At 47.4% G+C, this 23,026-nt stretch carries 13 protein-coding genes; 8 read left to right on the top strand and 5 right to left on the bottom strand.

The features are described 5' to 3' along the window. Positions 1-346: 346 nt before the first annotated feature. Together G451_RS0108060 and G451_RS0108050 are read right to left on the bottom strand one after the other, a co-directional pair. Positions 347-1,255, bottom strand: coding sequence for a hypothetical protein (locus G451_RS0108060; protein WP_027183845.1), 909 nt, complete (start codon positions 1,253-1,255; stop codon positions 347-349). Positions 1,256-1,734: 479 nt separating this feature from the next. After that, on the bottom strand, positions 1,735-2,151 hold the full coding sequence (locus tag G451_RS0108050) for a hypothetical protein (RefSeq protein WP_027183843.1): 417 nt from the start codon (positions 2,149-2,151) through the stop codon (positions 1,735-1,737). A 213-nt stretch (positions 2,152-2,364) separates the two neighbouring features. Between G451_RS0108050 and G451_RS0108040 the strand changes: the two genes are divergently transcribed. From G451_RS0108040 to nhaA, 7 genes are all read left to right on the top strand, one after another. After that, entirely contained in the window at positions 2,365-3,399 is a 1,035-nt protein-coding gene (locus G451_RS0108040) for an ABC transporter substrate-binding protein (RefSeq protein WP_027183842.1), read from the top strand. Positions 3,400-4,157: 758 nt separating this feature from the next. Beyond that, positions 4,158-5,525: a diguanylate cyclase gene (locus G451_RS32470; RefSeq protein WP_051261286.1), complete on the top strand. Its 1,368-nt coding sequence runs from the start codon at positions 4,158-4,160 to the stop codon at positions 5,523-5,525. A gap of 177 nt (positions 5,526-5,702) precedes the next feature. Then, positions 5,703-6,794, top strand: coding sequence for an EAL and HDOD domain-containing protein (locus G451_RS28335; protein WP_169727842.1), 1,092 nt, complete (start codon positions 5,703-5,705; stop codon positions 6,792-6,794). A 183-nt stretch (positions 6,795-6,977) separates the two neighbouring features. Continuing rightward, a complete protein-coding gene (locus tag G451_RS32465; RefSeq protein WP_027183841.1) occupies positions 6,978-9,671 on the top strand; it encodes a type VI secretion system Vgr family protein in 2,694 nt (897 codons plus the stop codon). An 18-nt stretch (positions 9,672-9,689) separates the two neighbouring features. After that, positions 9,690-12,374, top strand: a complete 2,685-nt coding sequence (locus tag G451_RS0108020; RefSeq protein WP_027183840.1) for a DUF2169 family type VI secretion system accessory protein — start codon at positions 9,690-9,692, stop codon at positions 12,372-12,374. A 1-nt stretch (position 12,375) separates the two neighbouring features. Next, on the top strand, positions 12,376-13,431 hold the full coding sequence (locus tag G451_RS0108015; protein WP_027183839.1) for a pentapeptide repeat-containing protein: 1,056 nt from the start codon (positions 12,376-12,378) through the stop codon (positions 13,429-13,431). A 48-nt stretch (positions 13,432-13,479) separates the two neighbouring features. After that, positions 13,480-14,811 carry a Na+/H+ antiporter NhaA gene (gene nhaA / locus G451_RS0108010; protein ID WP_051261285.1) on the top strand — a complete coding sequence of 444 codons (1,332 nt, stop codon included), beginning with the start codon at positions 13,480-13,482 and terminating at the stop codon, positions 14,809-14,811. Between the two features lie 73 nt (positions 14,812-14,884). On the opposite strand, the gene G451_RS0108005 is transcribed toward nhaA, so the two are convergent. The 3 genes from G451_RS0108005 to G451_RS0107995 all read right to left on the bottom strand — a co-directional run bounded on the left by G451_RS0108005 (position 14,885) and on the right by G451_RS0107995 (position 20,377). Then, complete coding sequence (locus tag G451_RS0108005) at positions 14,885-15,853, bottom strand: SH3 domain-containing protein (protein WP_027183837.1); 969 nt, start codon at positions 15,851-15,853, stop codon at positions 14,885-14,887. 80 nt (positions 15,854-15,933) lie between these two features. After that, positions 15,934-18,351, bottom strand: a complete 2,418-nt coding sequence (locus G451_RS28325; protein WP_051261284.1) for a GGDEF domain-containing protein — start codon at positions 18,349-18,351, stop codon at positions 15,934-15,936. 181 nt (positions 18,352-18,532) lie between these two features. Then, entirely contained in the window at positions 18,533-20,377 is a 1,845-nt protein-coding gene (locus G451_RS0107995) for an ATP-binding protein (protein WP_027183836.1), read from the bottom strand. Between the two features lie 669 nt (positions 20,378-21,046). Between G451_RS0107995 and G451_RS0107990 the strand changes: the two genes are divergently transcribed. Continuing rightward, a complete protein-coding gene (locus G451_RS0107990) occupies positions 21,047-22,999 on the top strand; it encodes a sensor domain-containing diguanylate cyclase (RefSeq protein WP_027183835.1) in 1,953 nt (650 codons plus the stop codon). Positions 23,000-23,026 lie beyond the last annotated feature (27 nt).

The following is a 23,026-nucleotide window of genomic DNA, read 5'->3' as shown; positions in this document are numbered from 1 at the left end:
AATATCTGATTGAACAATATGTAAAAAAATAACGAAAGGACAAGGCATCCAACGAGAAATAATCCGGATGCAATACATGTAAATTTTACTTTAATATTCAACGACATTTGGTTTTGACCGCTGGATTGTTATTTAAAGCCGTTGGTAATTGTAAAAAAATACAAAGCAAAGACAGTGCTATCACACAATACAATGAGATCCCGTGAGGCCTTGGCATGTCGGAGAAGAAAGACGTGAACACGTTGAAAATGACAGTATACTAATATCCTAAGCCAAGAGAATCCTCAAGGAATAGCTCCAATTTTCTCTCTCTTATATGACGTTGTACGACTGGCCAATAAAATTTCTACTGTGAAAACATTTCTGGAATCATCAAAAATGAACTGAGAAAGAAGCACACCGCCCCAAGCAATGTCCCTCCATTGGATAGCGCTGCCAGGTTAGCACTCTCCAGCCCTGGCCAGGAAAATGCCATTGCAGAGCCTACAAAAAAGAATACACATCCGATAAAATTAATAAAAACAACCCACCACGAAATATCCCGTGGCAATATGGCCCACAAACGATGCACCACTTCAATAACGGACAAATATCCCGACACAAGAAAAAGAACGGAGCCAATCATGGACGGGCCCCACAGAAACATATCAACTTCTTGCCATGTGAGTCCGGAAACAAGAGCAAAAAAACAATCAACATTAAAACATAATGCACCGACAAACTGGCTTGCTGTCGCTAAGAAAGGAAGGTGCCGCGGTTCCCAGGCAAAAAAACGAAAACGTGGGTTATGTGTGTGTGTCCCGCGTACGAAAAATTCAGCACCACGTTCACTATTGATAGCCTCGACAAATTGGAGATAACTGGCCAAAGAAAAAAAGATCGACCCAACCGCATAGACCTGATTGATGGCTGTAACGTTAAACGATGCCCAATCATAGAATGGTGCCAACGCCATACCGGCCCCGGCAATGAAACAACTTGATCCGATAATAAATGTAACCGCCACCCACCATGTTAAGCGGTCGGGGGCCCACCAATGAAGCCACGCATCGAGCGCTCTGACGAAAGGTGCGGGATCGTAAAGTGGCCCGCGTTGTTTCCGGTCTCGGCGAGAGGTTTCAAGGGCTCTGACACCGGAGGCGTGTTCATGTTCAACCCGTGTAACAAACCCGGCTGGTCCTCGTCGAGAGACCTCACGCCAATCATGTTGCGCCTTTCTAACGTCAGAAACATCGGTACGAAAAATTTGCGTCATATATCTCAAAATAGTTGTCCCGCCACGCAACCGGGCTTGTCACACGAGAATCAACCGTCGTGGCTATGAAGCTCCAGAGCTGAAATTGCTACGGCAATATTGAATACAAGTACGCCGGGCAATGTTTTTGGAGTATGAACAGGCAAAATTTATTCTATCATTCTGCTGATAGACGTTTTGGCATCCAGCAAGACACGCGTCAAGCGACGAAGACGAAGCCGGCATACTTAAGAATGCCGAATAGGGGGCACACACGGCCTGTGTGTCACAATTATTGAACTTGTCATCTCCTTGCATCGTACAACGAAAACGAAACGTTGTAAGCGACATGGTACTGGTTGTCGCACAACCAGCCAGCACTCCCAAAAGGATCGTCACAACGATCACTGTGAATTTTATTTTGGATTTCATAGAAGTACTCTTCGCTCTATTCTGTAGTTGGAGTCTACTCTGTATCGATAGAGACCAGAAGTCGACTTTTAATTTCCAGTGCCACATCCACTAAAAGTATTTTGGCATGCCGACATACAGGAACTCATCGCATACGTATTGCCTGTATTGCTCGGATCAGTTTTACACCGAGCTTGACACGCGGCTAAGCTCTTTCGGCATTGTCCTGGTGTTTCTCTCACCGGAGATTGCCCCCCAACGCCTTTGGGGCCGGAAGAAGGCGTAGGGGAATAGTTTTGCCCTTTTTCCATGGTAAGAACGGCTGCGCAGACCAAGTTGCAAGAAAAGCACTGGGCATTGCAGTCTGAACTCGGATTCGACGAGGTTGATTCAATTGAGCAAACAACGTGGCCACCGGGACGAACACATTGAAAGGTTGCCGCCTGAACATTCAACGCTAAGGTCAAAAAAAACACGAGGCATCCACCAGAAATAAACCACTTCATTTTGCACCTCCTGCGAAAAGGTCGAGAGTTAGCCTAGGGTATCGACGAATTTAACAACCACGTCAAGTCTCGTGGAAAGCGAGAACGTGAAGATAGAATGTACTCCCTTTCAACCCAGGAAGCATTCGACGTACTCTATTTTTTGATATAACAAGGTGAATAATTGCCGTTGCGTATTTCTCCCAAAAACCATGTGTCACCCGGTGAAACAGCATGATACGTTTTGCTCCTCTCCTTGCGCTCATTTCTTTTTTATTTTTTCAAACATGTCAGGCTGTTCTTGCATCCCAAGGGGAAAAGCACCGACGCATTGTTGTTCTGGAAACCATGCCCACTCCTGCAATTCAAGAGTACAGTCGATGGTTCACCTGGGAAATGCAAAACCTCGGATATTCATTGGAGACATCGGAGTTTGTCATTCTCAACGCACAAGGCAGCCGAAAAAATGCCGAGGCCCTGTTGCGTCAATATCTACAACAAGCGCATCCAGATATTGTCGTGGCCATCGCGACACTGGCCGCCCAAGCAGCCCAAGCGGTTTTACCATCCCAAATTCCGCTTGTTTTTGCTCTTGTGACAGACCCAGTCGGCGTAGGCCTCGTTCCCGCCATTGGTCAGGCATCGGGAACCAACATCACTGGACGATCATATAGTGTAGATAAGAAAGTGAAATTTAATATTGCTTCAAGACTAGCACGTCAGGTCGTAGATAATAGACCAGTCCGATTTGGCTATATTGCAAGTGACTATCCGTCTGCGCAAAAGGACTTTGCCGAACTCAACAAAGCGGCCACCTCCTCAAAAAACATCCAATTTATTGCTTCTTTCTTCCCATATCGCGCAATGCCTGAAGGCACTACAACAATGCTCGACGAGGTCGAAAAACGCGCACAATCTCTCTCCAGTCAAATTGACTTTTGGTGGGAGCCGACGACGCCCTTGGCCGAATTGAATATGTATACCAGAATGCTTCAAAAGAGAGGTGAAAAGCCCGTGTTATGTGGGGGCACCGTCAATGCAGTTAAACGCGGCGCGCTGTTCTGCATGCAACCTGACTTTCAAGCCGGAGGACGAGAAACAGCTGTTCTTGTCAATTCCATCCTCTCTGGACAGGACGTCAGAACAATTCCGGTTGTTCAAGCTACCGAGTATACATTTGCTATCAACCTGACAACCGCCCTTCAACTTGGCATTGTGATCCCGTCATCATTGTTGCAATTGGCAGGAAAAAATCATATTTTTCGTTAATACGTCTTTCGAATCAGGCTTTTCCCTTATCCCCTTTGTTTTAAATATCCGCAGTGCACAACATAACCATCCAGTACACTGCCAGATTGACCTGTACCTCCAGGGGGCTTGGGCGATACTCATCAACAGATACCATTACGCCTATCTCATGATGTATAACAAATATACATAGCAAACAGTGGAGTCGTTTTAAGGGACAACCAGAAGAACACGAGTCAAAACAAAAACCGAAACACCAGCAACATTTTTTATTTTTACACACGTGGCGTCGATATAAAAACACTGAATTTATATTGTATTTTTGTCATTCTACCTGAGAATATACAGTTTCAACTCTCAACATAAATTCCGGAAAGAATAGTATTTTTTGCGTTTTGCATATTTCAATTTATTATTGTACTATTTTAACCATATTAAATGCAACATCTTACAAAACAAAACATTTCAATAATCTATCAAATCAACAAACAAAAATGAAAAAACGATATCATCATCGTAACATCATGCAATTTCGTTATCACTATCGATACAACATATAATTTACTATTCGTTGTCTATGCATAATTCCACATGAAAAAGAGGTTAATATACCTGGTACCGAGTTGGTCATAATCCTCAAAAGAGCACTGACAATACGCGTGCACGTCATCGCGCACTCTCCTCAAGACAAGAAAGCACCTTTACAATTTTCGCTAAACAAGCAATGACACATCTATGAGAACAACGCCCTGTATCAGCACGCTTGCACGGGGGCATGTATGAAAATTGTTTCCCCCTCAAGCTCCCATTTCCTCCTCGTTGAAGACAATGCACTTGATGCGATGGCTCTTTGCGAAGCCGTACAGAAAAAGACGCCTGATTGTACGATCACTGTTGTGAAACGAGGAGAAGAAGCACTATCTGCTCTCCTTAAAGATATACGATCATTTTCCTTGATTATTGTTGGCAGCAATATTCCGGACATGAGCGGACAAGAACTCTGCCATACCCTCATTCAGCATGATATTGGCCAACCGATCGTCATGCTGACGGAAGGGGAGTCAAAGCACCTTGACGACGAAGCATTAGAGCTCGGCATCGTCGGCTCTTTCGCCAAGGATGGCCAATACGATTATCTCGATTTGCTCCCTTTCTTTTTGGATGATATCATCAAGCGTTTTGCCAAAGAACAAGCATTGAAAGCCGAAGAAGAAGCGCGGCGAACAGCCGAAGCACGATACAAAGCCGTTGTCGAGGATCATACTGATGCCATTTGTCGATTTGACCCCGATGGACACATAACATTTTTTAATGAGGCTTGCCGCCAGTTTCTCCAAGACGAACGTCATGCATGTGTTATCAACTTTTTTGAGGCCATACCGCTCTTCAACCAGACCTCGTTTGCACAAGCAACAGCCGACATCACCACAGAGTCTCCCACAGCCACAATGGAGCTCGAAATCCCTCAAAAAAATCGATCGTCGTGGTTTCAATGGAAAATTCGCGGTCTCTTCGATAGCGATAATACTATCCGAGAATATCAAGCGACGGGCCGAGATGTCACCGATCTCAAAAATACCCATAACAAGCAACTTATCTTGAATGAGCTATTGGCGAAACAAAACGCCAAACTCAAAGAACTGGCGTTAACCGACCAGCTGACCGGTGTGGCCAATCGCCGCAATCTTTATTCATTTGCAGAGGAGCAATGGAGTCGAGCTGTTCGAAAAAATGAAGAATTCAGCATCGCATTGCTTGATATCGATCATTTCAAAAACATTAATGATACCTACGGACACTTGACCGGTGATAAGGTCCTTTCTCTTCTTGGAGGCCTTTTACGTGATAATATCCGTGATTACGACCGGGTAGGCCGATGGGGGGGCGAAGAGTTCATGATTGTATTGCCTGGGACGGCGTTTCATGATTCGCTTGTCTTTGCGGAACGCATTCGACAGATCGTAGCAGACCAAGAGCTCACCATTGACGATGGACAAAAAATATCGTTCACTATAAGCCTCGGTGTTGCCGGCCGGTTACCTCAAGGTATTTCACGGCTTGAAAAACTGTTTCAACTGGCCGATGAAGCGTTATATGAAGCAAAGCAGCGCGGTCGCAATCGTGTATGTGCTTATTCTTTACAGTAAACGACTCGATGGCATCCTTCTATGGCAAAAACAGACTCATCAATGACATATGAAAATGTCTTCATAGCCAGGCAACCTATATTTAACTCGGACCTCCTTATTTGGGGGTACGAACTTTTGTATAGGCGTGATGCGGCTGCCAATAACGCAGTTTTTACGGATGGCCTTGAGGCGACAATGAGCGTCATGGCAGCATTTTCACTGTGCCCGGACGCGGATTTCCAAACGGCCTTTAGTGCGGTGCATTTATCTGGCGATGGCTTGACGGAGCACATCACCTTTGCCTTACCTCCTCAAGCAACCGTCGTTGTTATTGATGAAGAAATCGGTGCCGATCCAGAACGTGTAGCGCTGGTGAGCGAACTCAAATCGGCCGGGTATACGATTGCCGTCTGCAACTACCAGGCACAAATCAGCCTGCTCCATTTGTATCGAATGGCTGACATTATCGTTATCGACGTTAAAGATCTTCCCCGACACACACTGTCGAGCCTTGTTGCGCCCTTACAAAAGCTCAACGTGCAGCTTTGGGCGCGCAAAATCGAAGACTATGAAACACTCGGTATTGTCCAGGAACTCGGTTTTTCCTATTTTCAAGGATTCTTCTTTAAGAAACCCAAAACGCTCAAAGGCCGTAAAATCTCTGCCAGTGAGGCCGCCCGTCTTCGCATTCTCCAAATTCTTGAGCACAACGAACCGGACTTTGAAGAGATGACGACAGCCATCGAAGCCGATGTCTCGATGAGTTATCGGTTTCTTGCCTATCTCAATTCTCCGGGCTTTGGACTCACTCAAAAAATTTCTTCCATTAAGCATGCAATCTTGCTTGTCGGCTGGCAACGGGTGCGGAGTTGGTTGCGTTTGGTGTTACTCACGGACATTACGCCTCCCGACAAAACACAGGAGCTGTCTGTTCTGGCGGCTCAGCGAGCCCGATTCCTCGAACGCTTGGCCGAGTCGTCCGGCTTTCCGAAAATCGCGGAAAACGTGTTTTCGCTAGGTCTGTTTTCGTTGCTCGACACCATGCTTGAAAATTCCATGGAATCGATTCTTGCCAAAATTCCATTAAACGACGACATCAAAATCGCCCTTATTGAACACCGTGGCCGCTTTGCCCCTTGGCTGCATCTTACCCTTTCTATGGAACAAACGGATTGGTCTCGCCTCGACCAACTCATCGAAGACCTCAATCTTGATCCCGCAACCGTCATTTCCTGCTATCAGGAAGCGCTTGACTGGACGGCCAACTTCTTCAACGCAACGCGTTGAGACTTCCACAACCTCCCATCTCTTCTTCCTGCAGTCGGCGTGCTTGTCTGCAGTTTCTTATGAATCACCCGAATCAACGATTGCTTTGATTCCCTTTTTTATCATACACTTCAGCCATTATTAATGCGTTCTTTTCATTGTCTCAATACAGACGTTTCATTTTGTTCAATTGACGGAGGGGATATGAACCAGGAACAGATGGCGACGTTTACTGTGGAAGGCCAAGCGCCCAACACCTTTGAGGTTGTCGACTTTTCAGGAACAGACGCTATCTCTACGCCGTATCGGTTCACCATAACCCTCCTCTCACGCGATCCCGATTTCAAACCATCGAATATGACGAAGAAAGGTGCAAAATTAACGTTCACCGTCGGACAAAGTCAGAACTCGTACTCCGGCATCGTTTTCGAATTCAAATATTTACGAACCGTCGATACAGTTTCCTTTTTTCGAGCAATTCTCACGCCACGCATGACATTACTGACGCTCATGGAGCACAACCAGATTTTTCTGCAAATGACGCTCCCTGATATTTTGAAGCAGGTTTTCAAAGACGCCAACCTGATGCATTACGAGATCCGGACATATACTCAATATCCCTCCATGGACTATGTCTGCCAGTACAATGAGACGAACTTTGATTTCATTTCACGTTGGATGGAAAGCCGGGGACTCTATTATTATTTTGAGGAAGGCGATTCGGGTGAAGTGCTCATTATTACGGATTCCAAAACTGCCCATACATCTATCCCAGGGGAAAATTTCCGGTACAGCCCAAAATCCGGACTTCTCCCAACCGACCCCGTTTCCGATGTATTTACATTTGTCTCTCATGAACAGGTCGTTCCCAACCAGGTTGTTCTCAAGGATTACAACTATCTCAAACCCACATTGGAACTCACAGCCAAAGCAACGGTATCGGAAGACGGAGCCGGCATCCGCTATCACTACGGGGACAACTACCAAACCCTGGAAGAAGGTAATGCCCTGGCCAAAATTCGATCGGAAGCCCTCTTGTGTGAAGGGACGACGTACCATGGAGAGTCAGGCTGCCTCATGTTTCGCGCCGGAGGCCTGTTCACCCTCAAAATGCACCCATATTCCACGTTCAATACCGCCTATCTCCTGACATCGATTACGCACAGTGGCCGCAACACGGCGTATCTCAATACGGGCATTCCCAAACATGGCCAAACTGATGTGGCGACCAAAGAAAAACAGGCTTACCGGAATACATTTTCCGCTGTTGATTCCCAACTCCAATATCGGCCACCGCTCCGTACCGAGCGCGCCAAATTCCATGGTGTCATCAATGCCTTTGTTGATGGTTCAGGCAGTGGTGAGTACGCGACGGTCGATGAAATGGGACGATATAAAGTCAAGTTGCCCTTCGACCTCGCTGGCAAACCCAATATGGAGGCCTCATGGTGGTTCCGGCTTGCTGAGCCATATAGCGGAGCAGGCTATGGAATACATTTTCCGCTACTCAAAGATACCGAAGTGTTGCTGACCTTCATTGACGGTAACCCCGACCGGCCCGTCATCTCCTCCGCCGTCTACAATGGCGATTTGACCAACCCCATTTCCAACAAAAACCAAGCACTCAACGTCATCCGAACGAAAGGTCGCAATCAGATCGTGATGGGGGACAAGAAGGGAAATGAGTTTATGGGCTTATGGTCTCCCTATCATAACAGCGGCATTGCGATCGGTTCGATAAAACCGGGCGGTGGAGGCAGTGTCTCCGTCCAAACGGCCGGAGATTATGAAACTGCTGTTGTCGGAGCGGAGAACAAGTTTATCTGGGGCGGTTCCAATGAAATCGTGGCAGGCGTTGAGTCCAAAATTACGGCGGGATCGACAGCGGAAATCGGATTCGGTCTCAGTACCGACATTTTTGTCGGGGGCAAATTGGAATACATGAAAGGCCCCGGCTTGGCGGTTGGCGATGAAATGGTTGAAATGCACGGCGAACGTGCTGTGAATGGCATCGAGGAACTCACGCTCAAAGCGGGAATTCCCAACTCAAAAGCGGTGCTGTCAGGACTCAATACATCCTGGCATGCCATTATTGCCGCATTTACCACCGTTGCGGCCAATATCGGAATAACTGCGGCGTCACTCAAAGGCGGGGATGATGGTGACGAGGCCGATAACGCACAGGAATTCTTTTCGCAACTCGGCAATGCCATGAAAGATAATAAGGCCGTCACCTCTGTGGTACCCCTTGAAATTGTCGGCAGTCTCGTGGGAGCGTTCATCGGACTCAACAAAACAAACAAGAAAATTGAAGATGCATTCGCCGATAATGCCGTGTCGACAATTGAAATGAAGGAGGGAGGCATAGAAATCGGCGTAAAGTCAGCGATACAGGGAACAGAAAAAATCGAATTGAAGGTGTCGAACAAAGCCCCGGCGACACCGTTCAGCTCAGAACTGGACATGACTACGAACACCACGAAGCTCAATGTCGTACACAGCGCTGATTCGACTTCAACATTTGAAATAAACGATGCCGTTTCTCTGAATACAAGTGGTCCCACTATCACCATCTCCAAGACCACCGGGGGAAGTCTTACATTGAACGAGAACGGTGGTGTCTTTGAAAAGGCAGACAACGGTCAAGTCTCTATAAATAACGACTCTGTTACTGTTGAGAAACCCCAATTAGGTAAACTCTCGCTCACCGGTGCATCATCCTCCTTGGAACACGGAGAAACGGGCGGAGGGCTTACATTATCAAAAACTGAGGCTTCTCTTTTGGGGCCTGGTGCAAGCTGCAAGGTATCAGTGACTCGTAGTAACATAAAACTGGAGACAATGAGTCATGCTGGCAGCATCACAATTGATTCCGCAGGAAGAATTTCTTTAGGATAACTCAGACCCATTACTCCTATGAAAACCATCGCCCCTCCCGACATCTACCTTTCTTGGCGAGTTCTCGGCTTCCGCAAGGAATTTTTGCTTCTTCTCACTGCTCTGGGAACCTACGATCTCGACGATCCGGACTCCTTGCTTCCCGAGAGGACGGCCTGGGAAATTTTTACGCAGTGCCGGAAAAACAAATTCAGCGAAGAGGGCATCCCGAAACTCTACGGGGAAGTGTTGCTGGCCGGCTCATGTCATCAGCCCGAAGGCAAGGCCGCTCCCACATGCACCGTCTCTCTCCGCCTCGGCCCCATCTCAAAACAACTGCTTGTTCTCGGAGATCGTCAATGGGTACGCCAGGGCGATGTCTACCGCCATCTCGGCGAACCCAAGCCTTTTGTCTCCATGCCGTTGGATTGGGAACGCGCCTTTGGTGGACCGGGCTTCGATGGAAATATCAAGGGAACCGGCATGACTGAGGTCTTAACGGATGATGGCCGTAAAGTCGTTATCATGCCCAACGTCGAATACCCGGATCAACTTATCGTTTCCCCAAAAGATTGCCCGACTCCCGCCAGTTTCGAGAGTCACCGAGATGTCCGCGTCCTTGATCCCAAACGTCATGGCACCTATGATGACCGTTGGCTCGTCGAAGACTGGCCCAACGTCGCTTCAGACTCGGATTTAACGGTGCTTAACTGGGCGATGTCCGACCAAATCTTGAACGGTGTCTATTTCACCGGCGACGAAACCATTGAGTTGACCAATCTTCATCCCACAGAGTCTGTGATCCACTCACGCTTACCCGGTCAACGCGTCCGTTTTTTCCTGCGCCGAACACACATGGCTCAAACCGTTATCGATAACCGATTGGCGTCGCTTGATACCGTGTGGTTATTTCCGGAAATCAAGAAGGCCGTTGTGGCGTGGAGAAGCGTCGTCTCCGTTTCGGATGAAGACGCCAGCCTGGTCTCACATCTTGTTGTTTTGAACGAACGACTTTCCGAGGAATCCAAAAACTCCGAAGCGTACGAACAGCTTGTCAAAACGATGATCGCCGACAGCGAGCGCCAGATCGTGCCGCGGACTCCCGAACCTCCACAGCCCATTGAAGCTGAAACGGAAGAGAAACAGTCTGAAGCTCCCGCAATGCCCATAGAAGAGCCTGAAGCGGCAATTTCTCCAGAGGAAACTATCGAAGAACCGTCTCTTCCTGCGGGTATGGCCGACGTATTGCGTGAAGCCGAAGAAGAAACCGCGCGTTTGACCCGTGAAATTGAAACGCATCTCAAAAATGCCGGTCTCGATAGCTCAGCATTGACAGCCGACATTCCTCCTCCCATGCCTGATCCCGAAATGCAGACACCGGAAGAAGCAATAAAGCAGGTAGAAACGGCATGTGCCCAAGCACGGGAGCATCTCGATAGCGTTATGGCGAAAATCGGTATGCACGCAGTCGATGGGCCGGAAGATTTCTCCTCATTCAGCACGTCTTCTACAGAAGGCTCCAGTCCCGAAGAAATTCTGGCAGCCATGGCGGCATTGGGAACCGACGAAAGTGCTTTGCGGGAACTCCGTGACGCGTTTGCCAAAGGCGAAGCAGAGGCCAAGGCACTTTTTGAACAATTCCCTCATACGTCGGACGAAGAGCCCCAAAGCGAATCCCCCCCAGAAGCGAGCGAATCGACTCCGCCTCCACCGGAACCGGCTGATACGCCGCTCACTGCCGATGATGTCAAAAGACTTCACGAGGAAGGACAATCCTTGGCCGGCTTGGACCTCACGGGATTGGATTTATCGCACTGTGATCTTTCCGGTGCCGATTTGACCGGTGCGATTCTGGAGCGTGCCATTCTCCGCGAGGCCATACTGTCCCATGCCAAACTCGATGACGCGTTCTTCGCTGGCGCGTGCCTGGATGGTGCAAATCTCACCGAGGCCAGTCTCACGGGAATTCAAGGAGATAGCCTTTCCGCGCAAGCCGCCAACTTTACCGGAGCGAATTGTAAAGACGCCGACCTCAACGCGGCCAAACTCGGGCAAGCAGTCTTGACGTCAGCCAACCTGCAATATGCTCGTCTCACGAAGACCGACCTGACTCAAGCTGATTTGACCGGTGTACGAGCTGACTTTGCCCGTTTCTCTGAATGCACAGCTCCCCGGGCCAACTTCACTCAAGCGCATCTTGTTCAAGCAGATTTCACCGCCGCCCAACTCGATGAGGCTGATTTTACGAAAGTCCACGCACCCAAGATTGATTTGAGCCAGGCCAATGGGGTTGAGGTCAATTTCAGTCAGGCACTGCTCGTGCAATCACGATCAGTCGGCGACACCAAATTTCCGAAAGCACGTTTTGAATCAGCGAATCTGAATGAAGCAAACTGGATGGCGACCGACTTTACGCAGGCCTGTTTCGACAACGCCACCATGGTCAAAACCATGTGCAATGCCTGCATCTTTCAAGAGGCCACGCTGCTCAAGACCATTGCCAAACGCGGCCGGTTCGACAAATGCGATTTCACTCGAGCCGATATGCGCGGCATCAACTTGTATTGCGGGAGCGCTCGATTTGCGCGGTTCGGGTATACCGACATCCGACGTGCCAACCTTTATTCAGCCGATGTCTACAAAGCGCTGTTCCATAAAACACAATTGGAAGAAACCAATATCAGACGCACGCTGCTTGGTATTGGAGCTGTGAAGGTGATATGACATGGATAAGACAGAATTCGAAGCGCTCCTTGGTCCGGGCCGTCTCATCGAAGGACTGGTTGCTACGGACGCCGACTTGGCCGGCATTGTTGCGCAAGGCACCGTCTTTCACGCACCCAACCTGAGCGGAGCCGATTTGGGCGGCGCGTGTTTTACCGGATGTGTCTTTCACGATGCCGATTTTACCGGCGCCAATCTCACCGGAGTCGATTTCACGAATGCCTTCATTCGTGGAGGGCAGTTTGCCAATGCCCGTTTGGACCACGCTAATCTGACTCGCGCCGATCTCGGTAATACGAATCTGAGCCATGCCAGTCTTGAATCCGTCCTTGCAGATTCAACGCGCTTCGATCATGCGGAGTTACGACATGCCAATTTGCTCAACGCCAGATTTCTGTCAGCAGTATTTGAAAAATCCTTCCTTGCCGACGCTATTATGAGCAAGACCGATTTTTATCGCACAGAATTCCATCACATTGATTTTTCCGATGTCATCTTCACCGACATCACCTTCAGCAAAGCACTCTTCAACGACTGTAATCTACAACACGCCGTCTTCAATACGTGCGATCTGCAGCTCTCCATATGGGAAAGCTCATCGTGTCAGGAAGTTACTTTTTCCCGATGCCTGCTCAAACAAGCCATGTGGACCGGCTGCAAAATGGACAAAGCCAAGCTGGAACAAGTTGATGCCGTTTCCAGCCTTTTTATGCGGTGTCAGGCAGATGGAGGCCATTTTCAGGGAGATTTCACCACAGCGACATTTCAAGAAACACAGTTACGGCAGGCGCATTTCACAAATTCAATTTGTCGGCAAACACGTTTCCCCAAATCCGTGTTATTCAACGCCGATTTCACTGGTGCTGATTTAACTTATACAGACTTTTCCTATGCTGATATTTCTGCCGCCAATATGCAAGGGGCCAAACTCAAACGCATACGAGTTCACCTCACAACACGAGATGCCACCCGTTGGAATCTGTCCGACCAAGCCGAACTCATACCAACGGACCAAGAACGTGCCGCAGCCGAAGCATGGGTCGCCGGAATGATATAAAGAGTCTATGCCATTAACGATGCATGAGAAATTCATACCAGAAAAATCATGAACAAGATTGGCAAAAAGCAAACGCCAGACCCCGATATTGTTGACCAACTTCTGACGCCATTCATAAACTTCTTCAGGGTTGAAACATCAGGCGGCGTCATCACATTCATCTGTGCATGCATTGCTATTATGTGGATCAACTCTCCATGGAGTGCATCCTACACGTCGTTTTTTCATAGTGATCTTTCAATTTCCTTTGCCGAATACAGTCTATCCAAACCACTTCTTTCTTGGGTTAACGACGGTCTCATGACCATCTTCTTTTTTATGGTCGGCCTTGAAATCAAACGATCAATTCTTGTGGGTGAGCTTGATTCATTGCAGAAAGCGAGCCTGCCTCTTGCCGCGGCATTCGGAGGAATGATCATACCCGCAATAATCTATAGTATCTTCAATGTTGGCATGGACTCGTCTGGAGGATGGGGAATCCCCATGGCCACAGATATTGGCTTTGCTTTGGGAATTTTGGCTTTGCTTGGCAACAGAGTGCCACCGAATCTCAAAGTTTTTCTCACGGCGGTCGCCATTGTGGATGATATTGGTGCCGTGCTTGTCATCAAAATTTTTTATACTTCCCAGGTCTCTTTGATATTTTTGGGGTTGGCTGGTGTCTGCTTCTTTATTCTACTCTTCCTCAATGCAGCTCGGGTACGCCGCCCCTTACCTTATATGCTCTTCGCCTGTGCCATGTGGTTCTTTTTTCTTAATACCGGGGTTCATCCTTCTGTAGCTGGGGTTTTGTCGGCTATGACAGTTCCAGCCCGCTCAAAAAATAATGCTGCACACTTCCTCAACGCTTCCAAATCATATTTACAATTTTATGAAAAAGCTTTTGTTCCTGGAACGTCCCAACTCACCAACCAAGACCAGCTCTCTGCATTGAATTCTTTGGAAAATGCCTGTTATGCTGCCGAAACGCCGTTACAACGGCTCGAATACAATCTCCACCCCTGGGTTGCTTTTTTTATCATTCCGATATTCGCTTTATCCAATGCTGGAGTAACGATGCCTGCCTCCATAGGATCCACACTCCTTGAACCGGTTTCCCTCGGAATTATTCTCGGGCTCGTCGTAGGAAAACCCCTTGGGATCACGCTTGCATCTTTAGCTATTATTCGATGTGGTACAACCTCTCTCCCAACTGGATTGACGATTCGCCACCTTATTGGGGGAGGATGTCTTGCTGGTATTGGTTTTAGTATATCGTTTTTAAAAGCTTTTTTGGCATTTCCTGAAGGTTCTGTTTTTTTGGAACACGCTAAATTGGCCATTCTCGTTGCCTCCATCATCGCCAGTGGACTTGGTGCCGCTATCCTGGCCCAAAAATAACTTCGTATAAAAGAAAAGGAGAGAAAACAGATAGTTCTGTTTTCTCTCCTTTAAAAGTCTTAACCCAAACGCATTATTGCGGACAGGTTATCGTCTGGTACATTCTGTTGTTATTTTGTGTGGAGTACGTAAAACATCGTGTCGGTTTGTACCCGTTGTCCGTAAAAGTATACACGGTGCTTTCGCCGGTATCGTGAGTACCGTTTGTTACTTCAATATCACGCCAAGTGTTCGTCGTGTGCGTCAATGCCCGAATACTCGTTCCCTGAGCACGAAGCAGAGGGAGGAAATCTCCTCCTTTTTCCGAATAAACAAAGAGCGCATTCTTCCCGTCCTGCGTAAAGAAGGGCTCTCCGCCAACAATAAGTACCCCGGATTGCGGCCCAAGCGATTCCGTTTCCAGCTTGAGTGCTGCACGAATGGCATCAAGCGGCTCATACAGCCGTTCATCCGCCATGACGCGAGCCGTTAAACGGTGCTCCCAATTCATATCGGGATGCGGCGGTTCCGTAATTGCCGGCGTAGCTGAAATGACAGGGGAGCTCTCGACCGGAAGAGATGGTGACTCCGTTTGAGGCGTCTCATCGACCGGAGCTTGAGGTGTTTGTTCCGGCATGCTTTCCGGTGAGGTGTCGACAGACGGCGCCGACGTGCTGTCTGATGCTGTCTCGGTCGGCGTCGGGCTGGGTGTTGCCTCCGTCGTCTGGAGACCATTTGCCGATGGTGTGGCCGAAGAAGCAGCGCCTTCCTCTTGCAGGTACTCAAACCACGCATACCCGTCTTCACCGTTCTGCAATGGAATTTTGAGAAATCCGGTGATAACGCCACGTACGGGAACACGTTGACCTGCCTTCAATGTTCCAATAGCCGGGAACTGGGTTCCCGGACCGCTTCGTAACGTCACGGCCTGGACAACAACATAGACCCGCTGAGGGTCAAAATCTCCGGTCGGATAGGTTGAGGCCTGAAGAGGGACGGCCGACAGTGCCGCGACAAGGCAGAGAGCGGCAAAAAAGGCACCGACCTTGTGCGTTATGATCATAGAATACTCCTGATGGTTCAAAAACACAAAAAGGGACATTACCATTTGGCCCGGCTTTGACTCCCGGACCATGTGGGGTCTTATATCAATTCCCTTTTTTTTGAAACGTCAACCAAAGGAGTAATGATTTCTCGTGCATCCTGGAGAGTATTCGAATCAACACAACAGCCGATAGGGCTTCGCCGATCGCGGACATACACATTACCGGGTTTGGACTTGGCGTATTTTTTCATTTCGGCTGAACGATGCGCAATATGATCCAAGGAGCACGCACCGTGACAATCTACAATGGCCATGGAAGCGGAAACCAAGTCGAACTCTCGTGTATTCCCTGTTCGGTCTTTACTGACAATATATCCGCGCTTCCGATCGTCCTCAGTATAATATCCCGGAGCAATCCGTTTGAAACAACGTGTGACGGCCTTACAAATACGCTCGGCATTCTCCGGTTTGCATATAAGCACAAAATCATCGCCACCGACATGACCGACAAACGCTGACTCCTCTCCGTGACGTTTCGCTGCCCACACCAATATTTTTGCCATCAACAATAAAATCGCATCGCCTTCCTTAAAACCATAAATATCATTATAGGCTTTGAAATTATCGAGATCGATATAAATGAAACTGGACGGCATCCCCGATGTTGCGCGACGTTCAATCTCCCTTTCAATGGTAATATTGCCAGGAAGACCGGAAAGGGGATTGGCACCTTTCGCCATTTCAACCTGGAGATGCGCCAGAGAATCAAGCATACGCTGCACTGAGGCCAACCCCAAAAAGGCACCATCTTCTACAACAACGACGTGGTCATATATCTTATAGCTATCACGTGCCATTGCCGCTTTGGCAACGTCTTCCACCGGCAATGCCGCATCAACTATGAGTGGGCTTGTATCCATAATACGCGTGACTTCGCGCATTGAATATAACGAGACGCCGTAGCGCGTACTCAACACCCTGTCCATGTGGTGCGACATAAGCAATCCTACGGGGGTGACTTTATCAAGCACGGCCAACGAGATAATAGATTCGTCTTCCTCAAAAATCTCCTTCACTTTGCCGACGGTCGTCTTGGTGCTCACAAATTGGTTGTGATCAACCAGTTCACGGATCGACTGTGAGCGCACAGGAAAACTGGAAATCTTGCGCTGTCCCAACGCAATGCGTGAAATAACCTCCGGAGAGAGGTTCGGTTTTGGCGAGTCGGGTCTTTGCAGAAAATAACCTTGCCCATAATGCGCTCCCATCTGAATAAGACAGGAAAGCTCGCTTTCTGTCTCGATGCCTTCCGTAATAATTTTACAACCGATTTTATCGGAAAAGGCGAGAAATGTTTCCAAAAGCGCTCGTTTGACTGGATTGGAGTCGATTCCGCGTATGAGGGACATGTCAACTTTGATAAAATCAGGCCGAATTTCCGCAATACTCCATAGCCCGGAATAGCCGGCTCCGACATCGTCCACGGCGACTTGATAGCCTTCATTACGGTAATGCTCGAGTGTACGATGAAACAGATTGAAATCTTTTGTACTATGCCGTTCTGTAATCTCAAACACCACGTCCTGAGGACGCATCCGGTATTTTTCCAGGAGTTCTTTCGTTTGTCCCGGAGAAAACCCAGGATCAGTCAAAGTACGCGGATGAATGTTCACAAAGAGGCGTTGACCTGGGTCATGTTGTCCGAATTGTCGAAACGCCGATTCTCGGCAGACACGCTCTAGCCGAAATACCGAACCGACATCTTCTGCAAAATTAAAAAGCATGAGCGGGGAAACAAAGTGGCCATCTGCAGGGCCGCGGCTCAACGCTTCCCACGCGAATATATTGCCGTGCTTCAAATCAACGATAGGTTGATACACACTTTTAATGCGCGGTGTATTCAGAATGGCCTGAAATTCGCGCAATAATTGCAATTTACTCGGATCAAAACCTTCTTGAGCCATACGACGGGCATCACAATATGCTTCATAAAAAAGATGATGAAAGCGTGCAGGATCACTTTTTGGGGGAATGCTGGAGAACCCGACTCGAATGGCCGGATTTTGTCCGACAAGATCAATAATAACAGAACGTAAGCCAGCACGAAGGCTGAGTCCCATGGCATAGGCAATATCACTGATACGATCCAGATGATTATTGGCATGTGCCGTATCCGTGAAATTAACGAGATATGCCCCAGGTTCAATGCGTTCTCCCATTGCGAGGCTGGCACGTCCCAGATGCGCTTTGACGATTTCAGCGAGATTCTTTTCTGCTTCCTCATCAATGGTATCTGCGATCTCTGTCCCATATAAACTGGCCATGGATGCAAAACCTTCCACCATGAGCAGAATAACACCTACTTCCCGGCCAACCTGGATATGAGGGCGAAAATGATTACGCTCCGGATTTTGCGGTGTATGAGGACAGAAATGAGTTTCTTCATTCCGCGGTTTAATGCCTGCCGTACGCAGACCGATGATGTTCTTGAGCAATTCCAGAGCGTGACGGGTCATAATATCTCTTACACCCTTGCGCAGTGCGCGCGGCGAATGTGAACTCGGCAGGAGGATTACTTACTCTCTTTGGAAAAGATGAGCTTTGACCATTAACGTGACAACCTCGTGACGTTTTTATGGAGAAATACAATGTGATCTCGTGATCATATCGTACGAGGAAGGGACAAAAAGCAAAGCGTTATGAGGCAAATTTCTCAATTGCTTGTATTGTTGAATACGCTTCGGGGAAACGGATACGAAATATTGCCCCGCCGTTTGAACCGTTTTGTACAGAAATAGTTCCCTTATGATCTTCTATAATGCGTTTAGAAACACACAAACCAAGACCAGTACCATGCTCTTTGGTTGTATTAAACGGTACAAACACACTTTCAAGCATTCCGGGAGCAATTCCCGGCCCGTTGTCGCTCACGGTTACTACCGTCGAATTTTCTTCAGTCTGTGCGTCAATAGCAATCTCTCCCGGCCCTGATAATGCTTCGGCTGAATTTTTCACGAGATTGAGAAGAACCTGCTGGCATTGCGCCTCATCATACGCAACGAGTAGTGGCGTTTGGGGAACATGCGCCGTAATGGAAATACCTTGCTCCGATAAACTCGACGACATAAGATCAAGGGTCTTATTGATCACCTCTTTAAAATCACCGACAACGAGTTTGGCTGGATTGGGTCGAGTAAAATCACGTACTTCAACAAGCAATGATTCCAAACGTTTGGCTTCATCGACAATAATTGCCAATTTTTTTCCATTCGAATCCTCACGATCAAATTTCAACTGTCGCATCACCTGTTGCGCAAAGCCCCCCATAAGCATCAGTGGATTCTTGATTTCATGAGACAAATGTGCAGCAGCTTCCCCTATGGCAGCGAAACGTTCCGTACGCAATAATTCTTCTTGAGCTTCAATCAGATCATTCAAACTTTTGCTCAATTTATCATGAGCAATTCGAAGCTCGTTGGTTCGTTCGTCCACCTTGAGGTTCAACTGGCGAGACCAACGTAACGAAAACACGAGCAAGACTGCGAGCACACCAAAAACAACAAGCTGAAAAACGAGAACGATAATCCATTCTCGCGTTATTATCGTCCCAATGAGGCTCTGGACCTCTTTCTCCGGCGCCGTTACAGCCACAGACCAGAATAATCCTGGATTCTGACGACTCAATAATGCCGGGCAATACGCTAAAAGTCGTCGTGATACCGGATTCGCTGGATTTCCAAGGTCATAATCGTACCATGTCACGCCCTTTCCGGCTGTCATCATTTCATTTTGGACAATGCGCTGTAAGCGAATTGAATGTCTCCAATGCTCTTTAGACATCATTAAACGAAGAATATTCTTCCCCACAAGTTCTTGTTGTGCACTTCCCAAAATATAGCCCGACTCGTCGATGACCCAAGAATGACTCGTTCTTCCAGGCTCTGCCGATTGTGAATACCGGTGCACAAGCGCCACTGGGTCTATGACAAAAAATAAAGCTCCTGCGTTAAGTCGTGTCTCTCCCTTTTCGACAACCGAAATCGGGGTCGCCAACATCATCAACAAACGATTTTTGAAACGTCCTGTCTTGGCCTGAAAGACATGTGAAAGATAGATTGAATCACCGGTATTCTGTCTGGAAGCCCATCCGGCAATAGCATCGGTCTCAAGTCCAAATGGAGCAACAAGCGGAGCACCGGTAGCATAGGCTTTCACAGACTTATCCGGTAAAACACGCCCCATAGCGACCACATCCGCGTCGTTGACGATGTCGAAAATCATGTTGATTCCCACGGGTGACTCCGCCGCGTTTCCAGGAAGCCCCCGCCATCCCCTCGAAAGCGCTGTAATGCTTTTGATGAGAAACGTCATATGATCCTGAAGATCACCGGCAATGCGTTCGGCCATATCGAGCTGTTGCTTATTGAATTGCTCTGTAACAACACTCTGAATCTCTACTTTTGCCCGATATCCTAAATGCGCGACAACTCCCGAGAGTGCCAGCAGAACAAAAACCAGGATGATGGCATACTTTTTCTCCACTACGTGCTCCTGGAAAATCGTTTTCAAGCAAAATTCAATAAAAAAATAGAATTTATTTCTAGCGCGTTTTGTGAACAAGACCAAGTCTTCACGACACTGTCATAATATTTTCTTGCAGTTTCCCATAGCGTATTCGTGGCTACATCGTACAGTATAGAAAAAATACACCTGCACCGTCTCATGACGCCGCCCCGTCCCACACATGTCCAAAGGCAGCAGGCTGGATTTAGTATAAATAAACAAATACTATTCTTTAAATTATTTTATATTTATAAAAACAATTAAGAAAAACAAATTGTAAAATCATCCCGCAGCCAATGACAATCTTTCCTGCTTTCAATGAACTCATTCTATAGCTACATTTTTCCCATCAATTTGGTGACATAAAAGAGGCCTCTCTCATACTCCGGAGATGTTCAGGAAGTTTCTTGAAAAAAGTTGACAAAACTACTCTTTGAGTCTTCTGTAGGATAATATTCTCAACCTTCAATTCTCGCATCTTTCTAAGGAATACCCCATACAATAAAGAATACGATAGAACACAATACAAACAGGAAACAACCACCTTGACGAAAGAGACCTCCGTTCTTTTATAAGTCACTATCCATATTTAAATTCTATGATGAGTTATTACGTATGAATTCTATTTTTTGAAAAGGAAGTTTTTCAATGGACTCTTCATCAACACAAAATGCACCGCATCGCCTCAGTCGGCAAATACTCAGTAAAGTCCTTCTTTTTGGAATGGTGATTGTCTCTATTGCAACTATCATTTGCTATTATCAAGTATTTAATCAAAGTAAAAACAACCGACTCACCTACCTCCGTCAATACATGGAAGAACGTAGCCAACAAGAGAATCAGATATTTAATGCAGCTCGAAAGCACTTGGACTTTTTTCGTGAAGAATTCCTGAATATATATTTATCGGACATATCATTTACAGAAGAAGATTTTGGGAAACTCTACTTTGTCGATAAAGATGGCGCGACGCGCATGAAGCGATCATTTTTTGACGAGAAGTTCGATACCGTGTTTGGTCGACAGTGGGGACTCTCAAGTTTTATCGGCAACAACCAACGTGTTGATTCGGAGGACTTTCAACGGCGCATTCTTATTTCATATATTCTCGTCAACCGATATGGTCCCGCATGGAGATCGGAAGGCGTCCTCCACGTAACGTTTCCTGAAAATGCCATTGTTACCTTTTACCCCGATGACCCGTGGGGCCTCAATGCCAAACCGGATTTACCTATGAATGAACTTGGGACGATCAAGGCGACGTTGCAGTCAACCAATCCTGAGCGCAAATCCATCTGGACGGGACTCTACTACGATGAAACCGCCGAGCAATGGACCATTACCTATGAAGTCCCTGTCGACTACAACGGAAGGCACCTCATCAACCCCAGTATGGATGTCCTATTGAAGTCCATCATGAACAGGCTCGATGCAAACCCCCCTGAAGGAGCGTATAATTTCATCGTCAGTGACGACGGATTTCTCATCGCCCACCCTGGCGCTTTGAACAATGAACTCAAGTTAAAAGGGCAGCTCTCATTAGATAAAATAAATAATCAAGATATTATCCGTATGTACAAACTCATTCATGACAACAATACAACATCACAAAGTGAAGTAACAATTATTGATGATACAATAGGAAAAAGCTATCTCCTCACCTCATTTCTGCCTGGACCTGATTGGTGGCTTACCATGGTCTATCCAAAAGAACTGATCGAGGAAGAAGCACACCACACATCATACATTGTGCTAGCCCTTGGATTTTCTTTATTCGTCTTATACTATATTGCTGTATATTATGTTATCTCAAAGCATGTTCACAACCCGCTCCAACGCCTTCAAAATGCGGTCTCCCACGTTGCACATGGTGAATACAAGGAAGTGAATCAAAATCCAGTATTACTTCCATTGGAAGAAAAGAATGAAATTGGACAATTGGCCAATGCATTTTTGAACATGTCGCGAGAAATATACGAGGTGAATTCCAACCTTCAAACAATCGTCGAAAATCGTACGAAGGAACTTGAGAACGCGAACTCCAAACTCAGAGATTTGAGCCTCCTGGATGGTTTAACCGGCATTCATAACCGACGTTCCTTCGACCGCGACCTCGCCAAAGTCTTCACGCAGGCAAGACATGGCGCCGAGTCGTTTTCGCTGTTACTTGCCGACGTCGATTCGTTCAAAGCATACAACGATATCTATGGACATACGGCTGGAGATGATGTCTTACGCACAATTTCGGAGGTCATCGGCAAAAATATTCGTGAAAACGACCGCGTGTACCGGTATGGAGGAGAGGAGTTGGCTGTTATCTTCAACAATTCCAGTATAGAATCCGTCAGAACCACTGGAGCTCGTATCATCGCAGCGATAGAAAGACTCGATATTCCACACACGGGGAGTAACCACGGTGTTGTCACGCTCAGCGCAGGCATTGTGGACTATACGTCGTCTTTTGAAAATTCGACCGCTATGGTGCGTGCCGCTGATGACTGTCTCTACATCGCAAAATCACAAGGAAAAAATTGTCTTCGCACACGTGAAGACCAAAACGACGAAAAGACTCCGCCTTCTCCAACGACAGAAGATCGCTGAAATACCACGATGGTACGCAAGTGTTCG

The organism is Desulfovibrio inopinatus DSM 10711 (assembly GCF_000429305.1).
GTDB lineage: Bacteria > Desulfobacterota > Desulfovibrionia > Desulfovibrionales > Desulfovibrionaceae > Alteridesulfovibrio > Alteridesulfovibrio inopinatus.
Note: the sequence above shows the minus strand (reverse complement) of the source record. Positions and strands in the feature narration are given on the sequence as shown.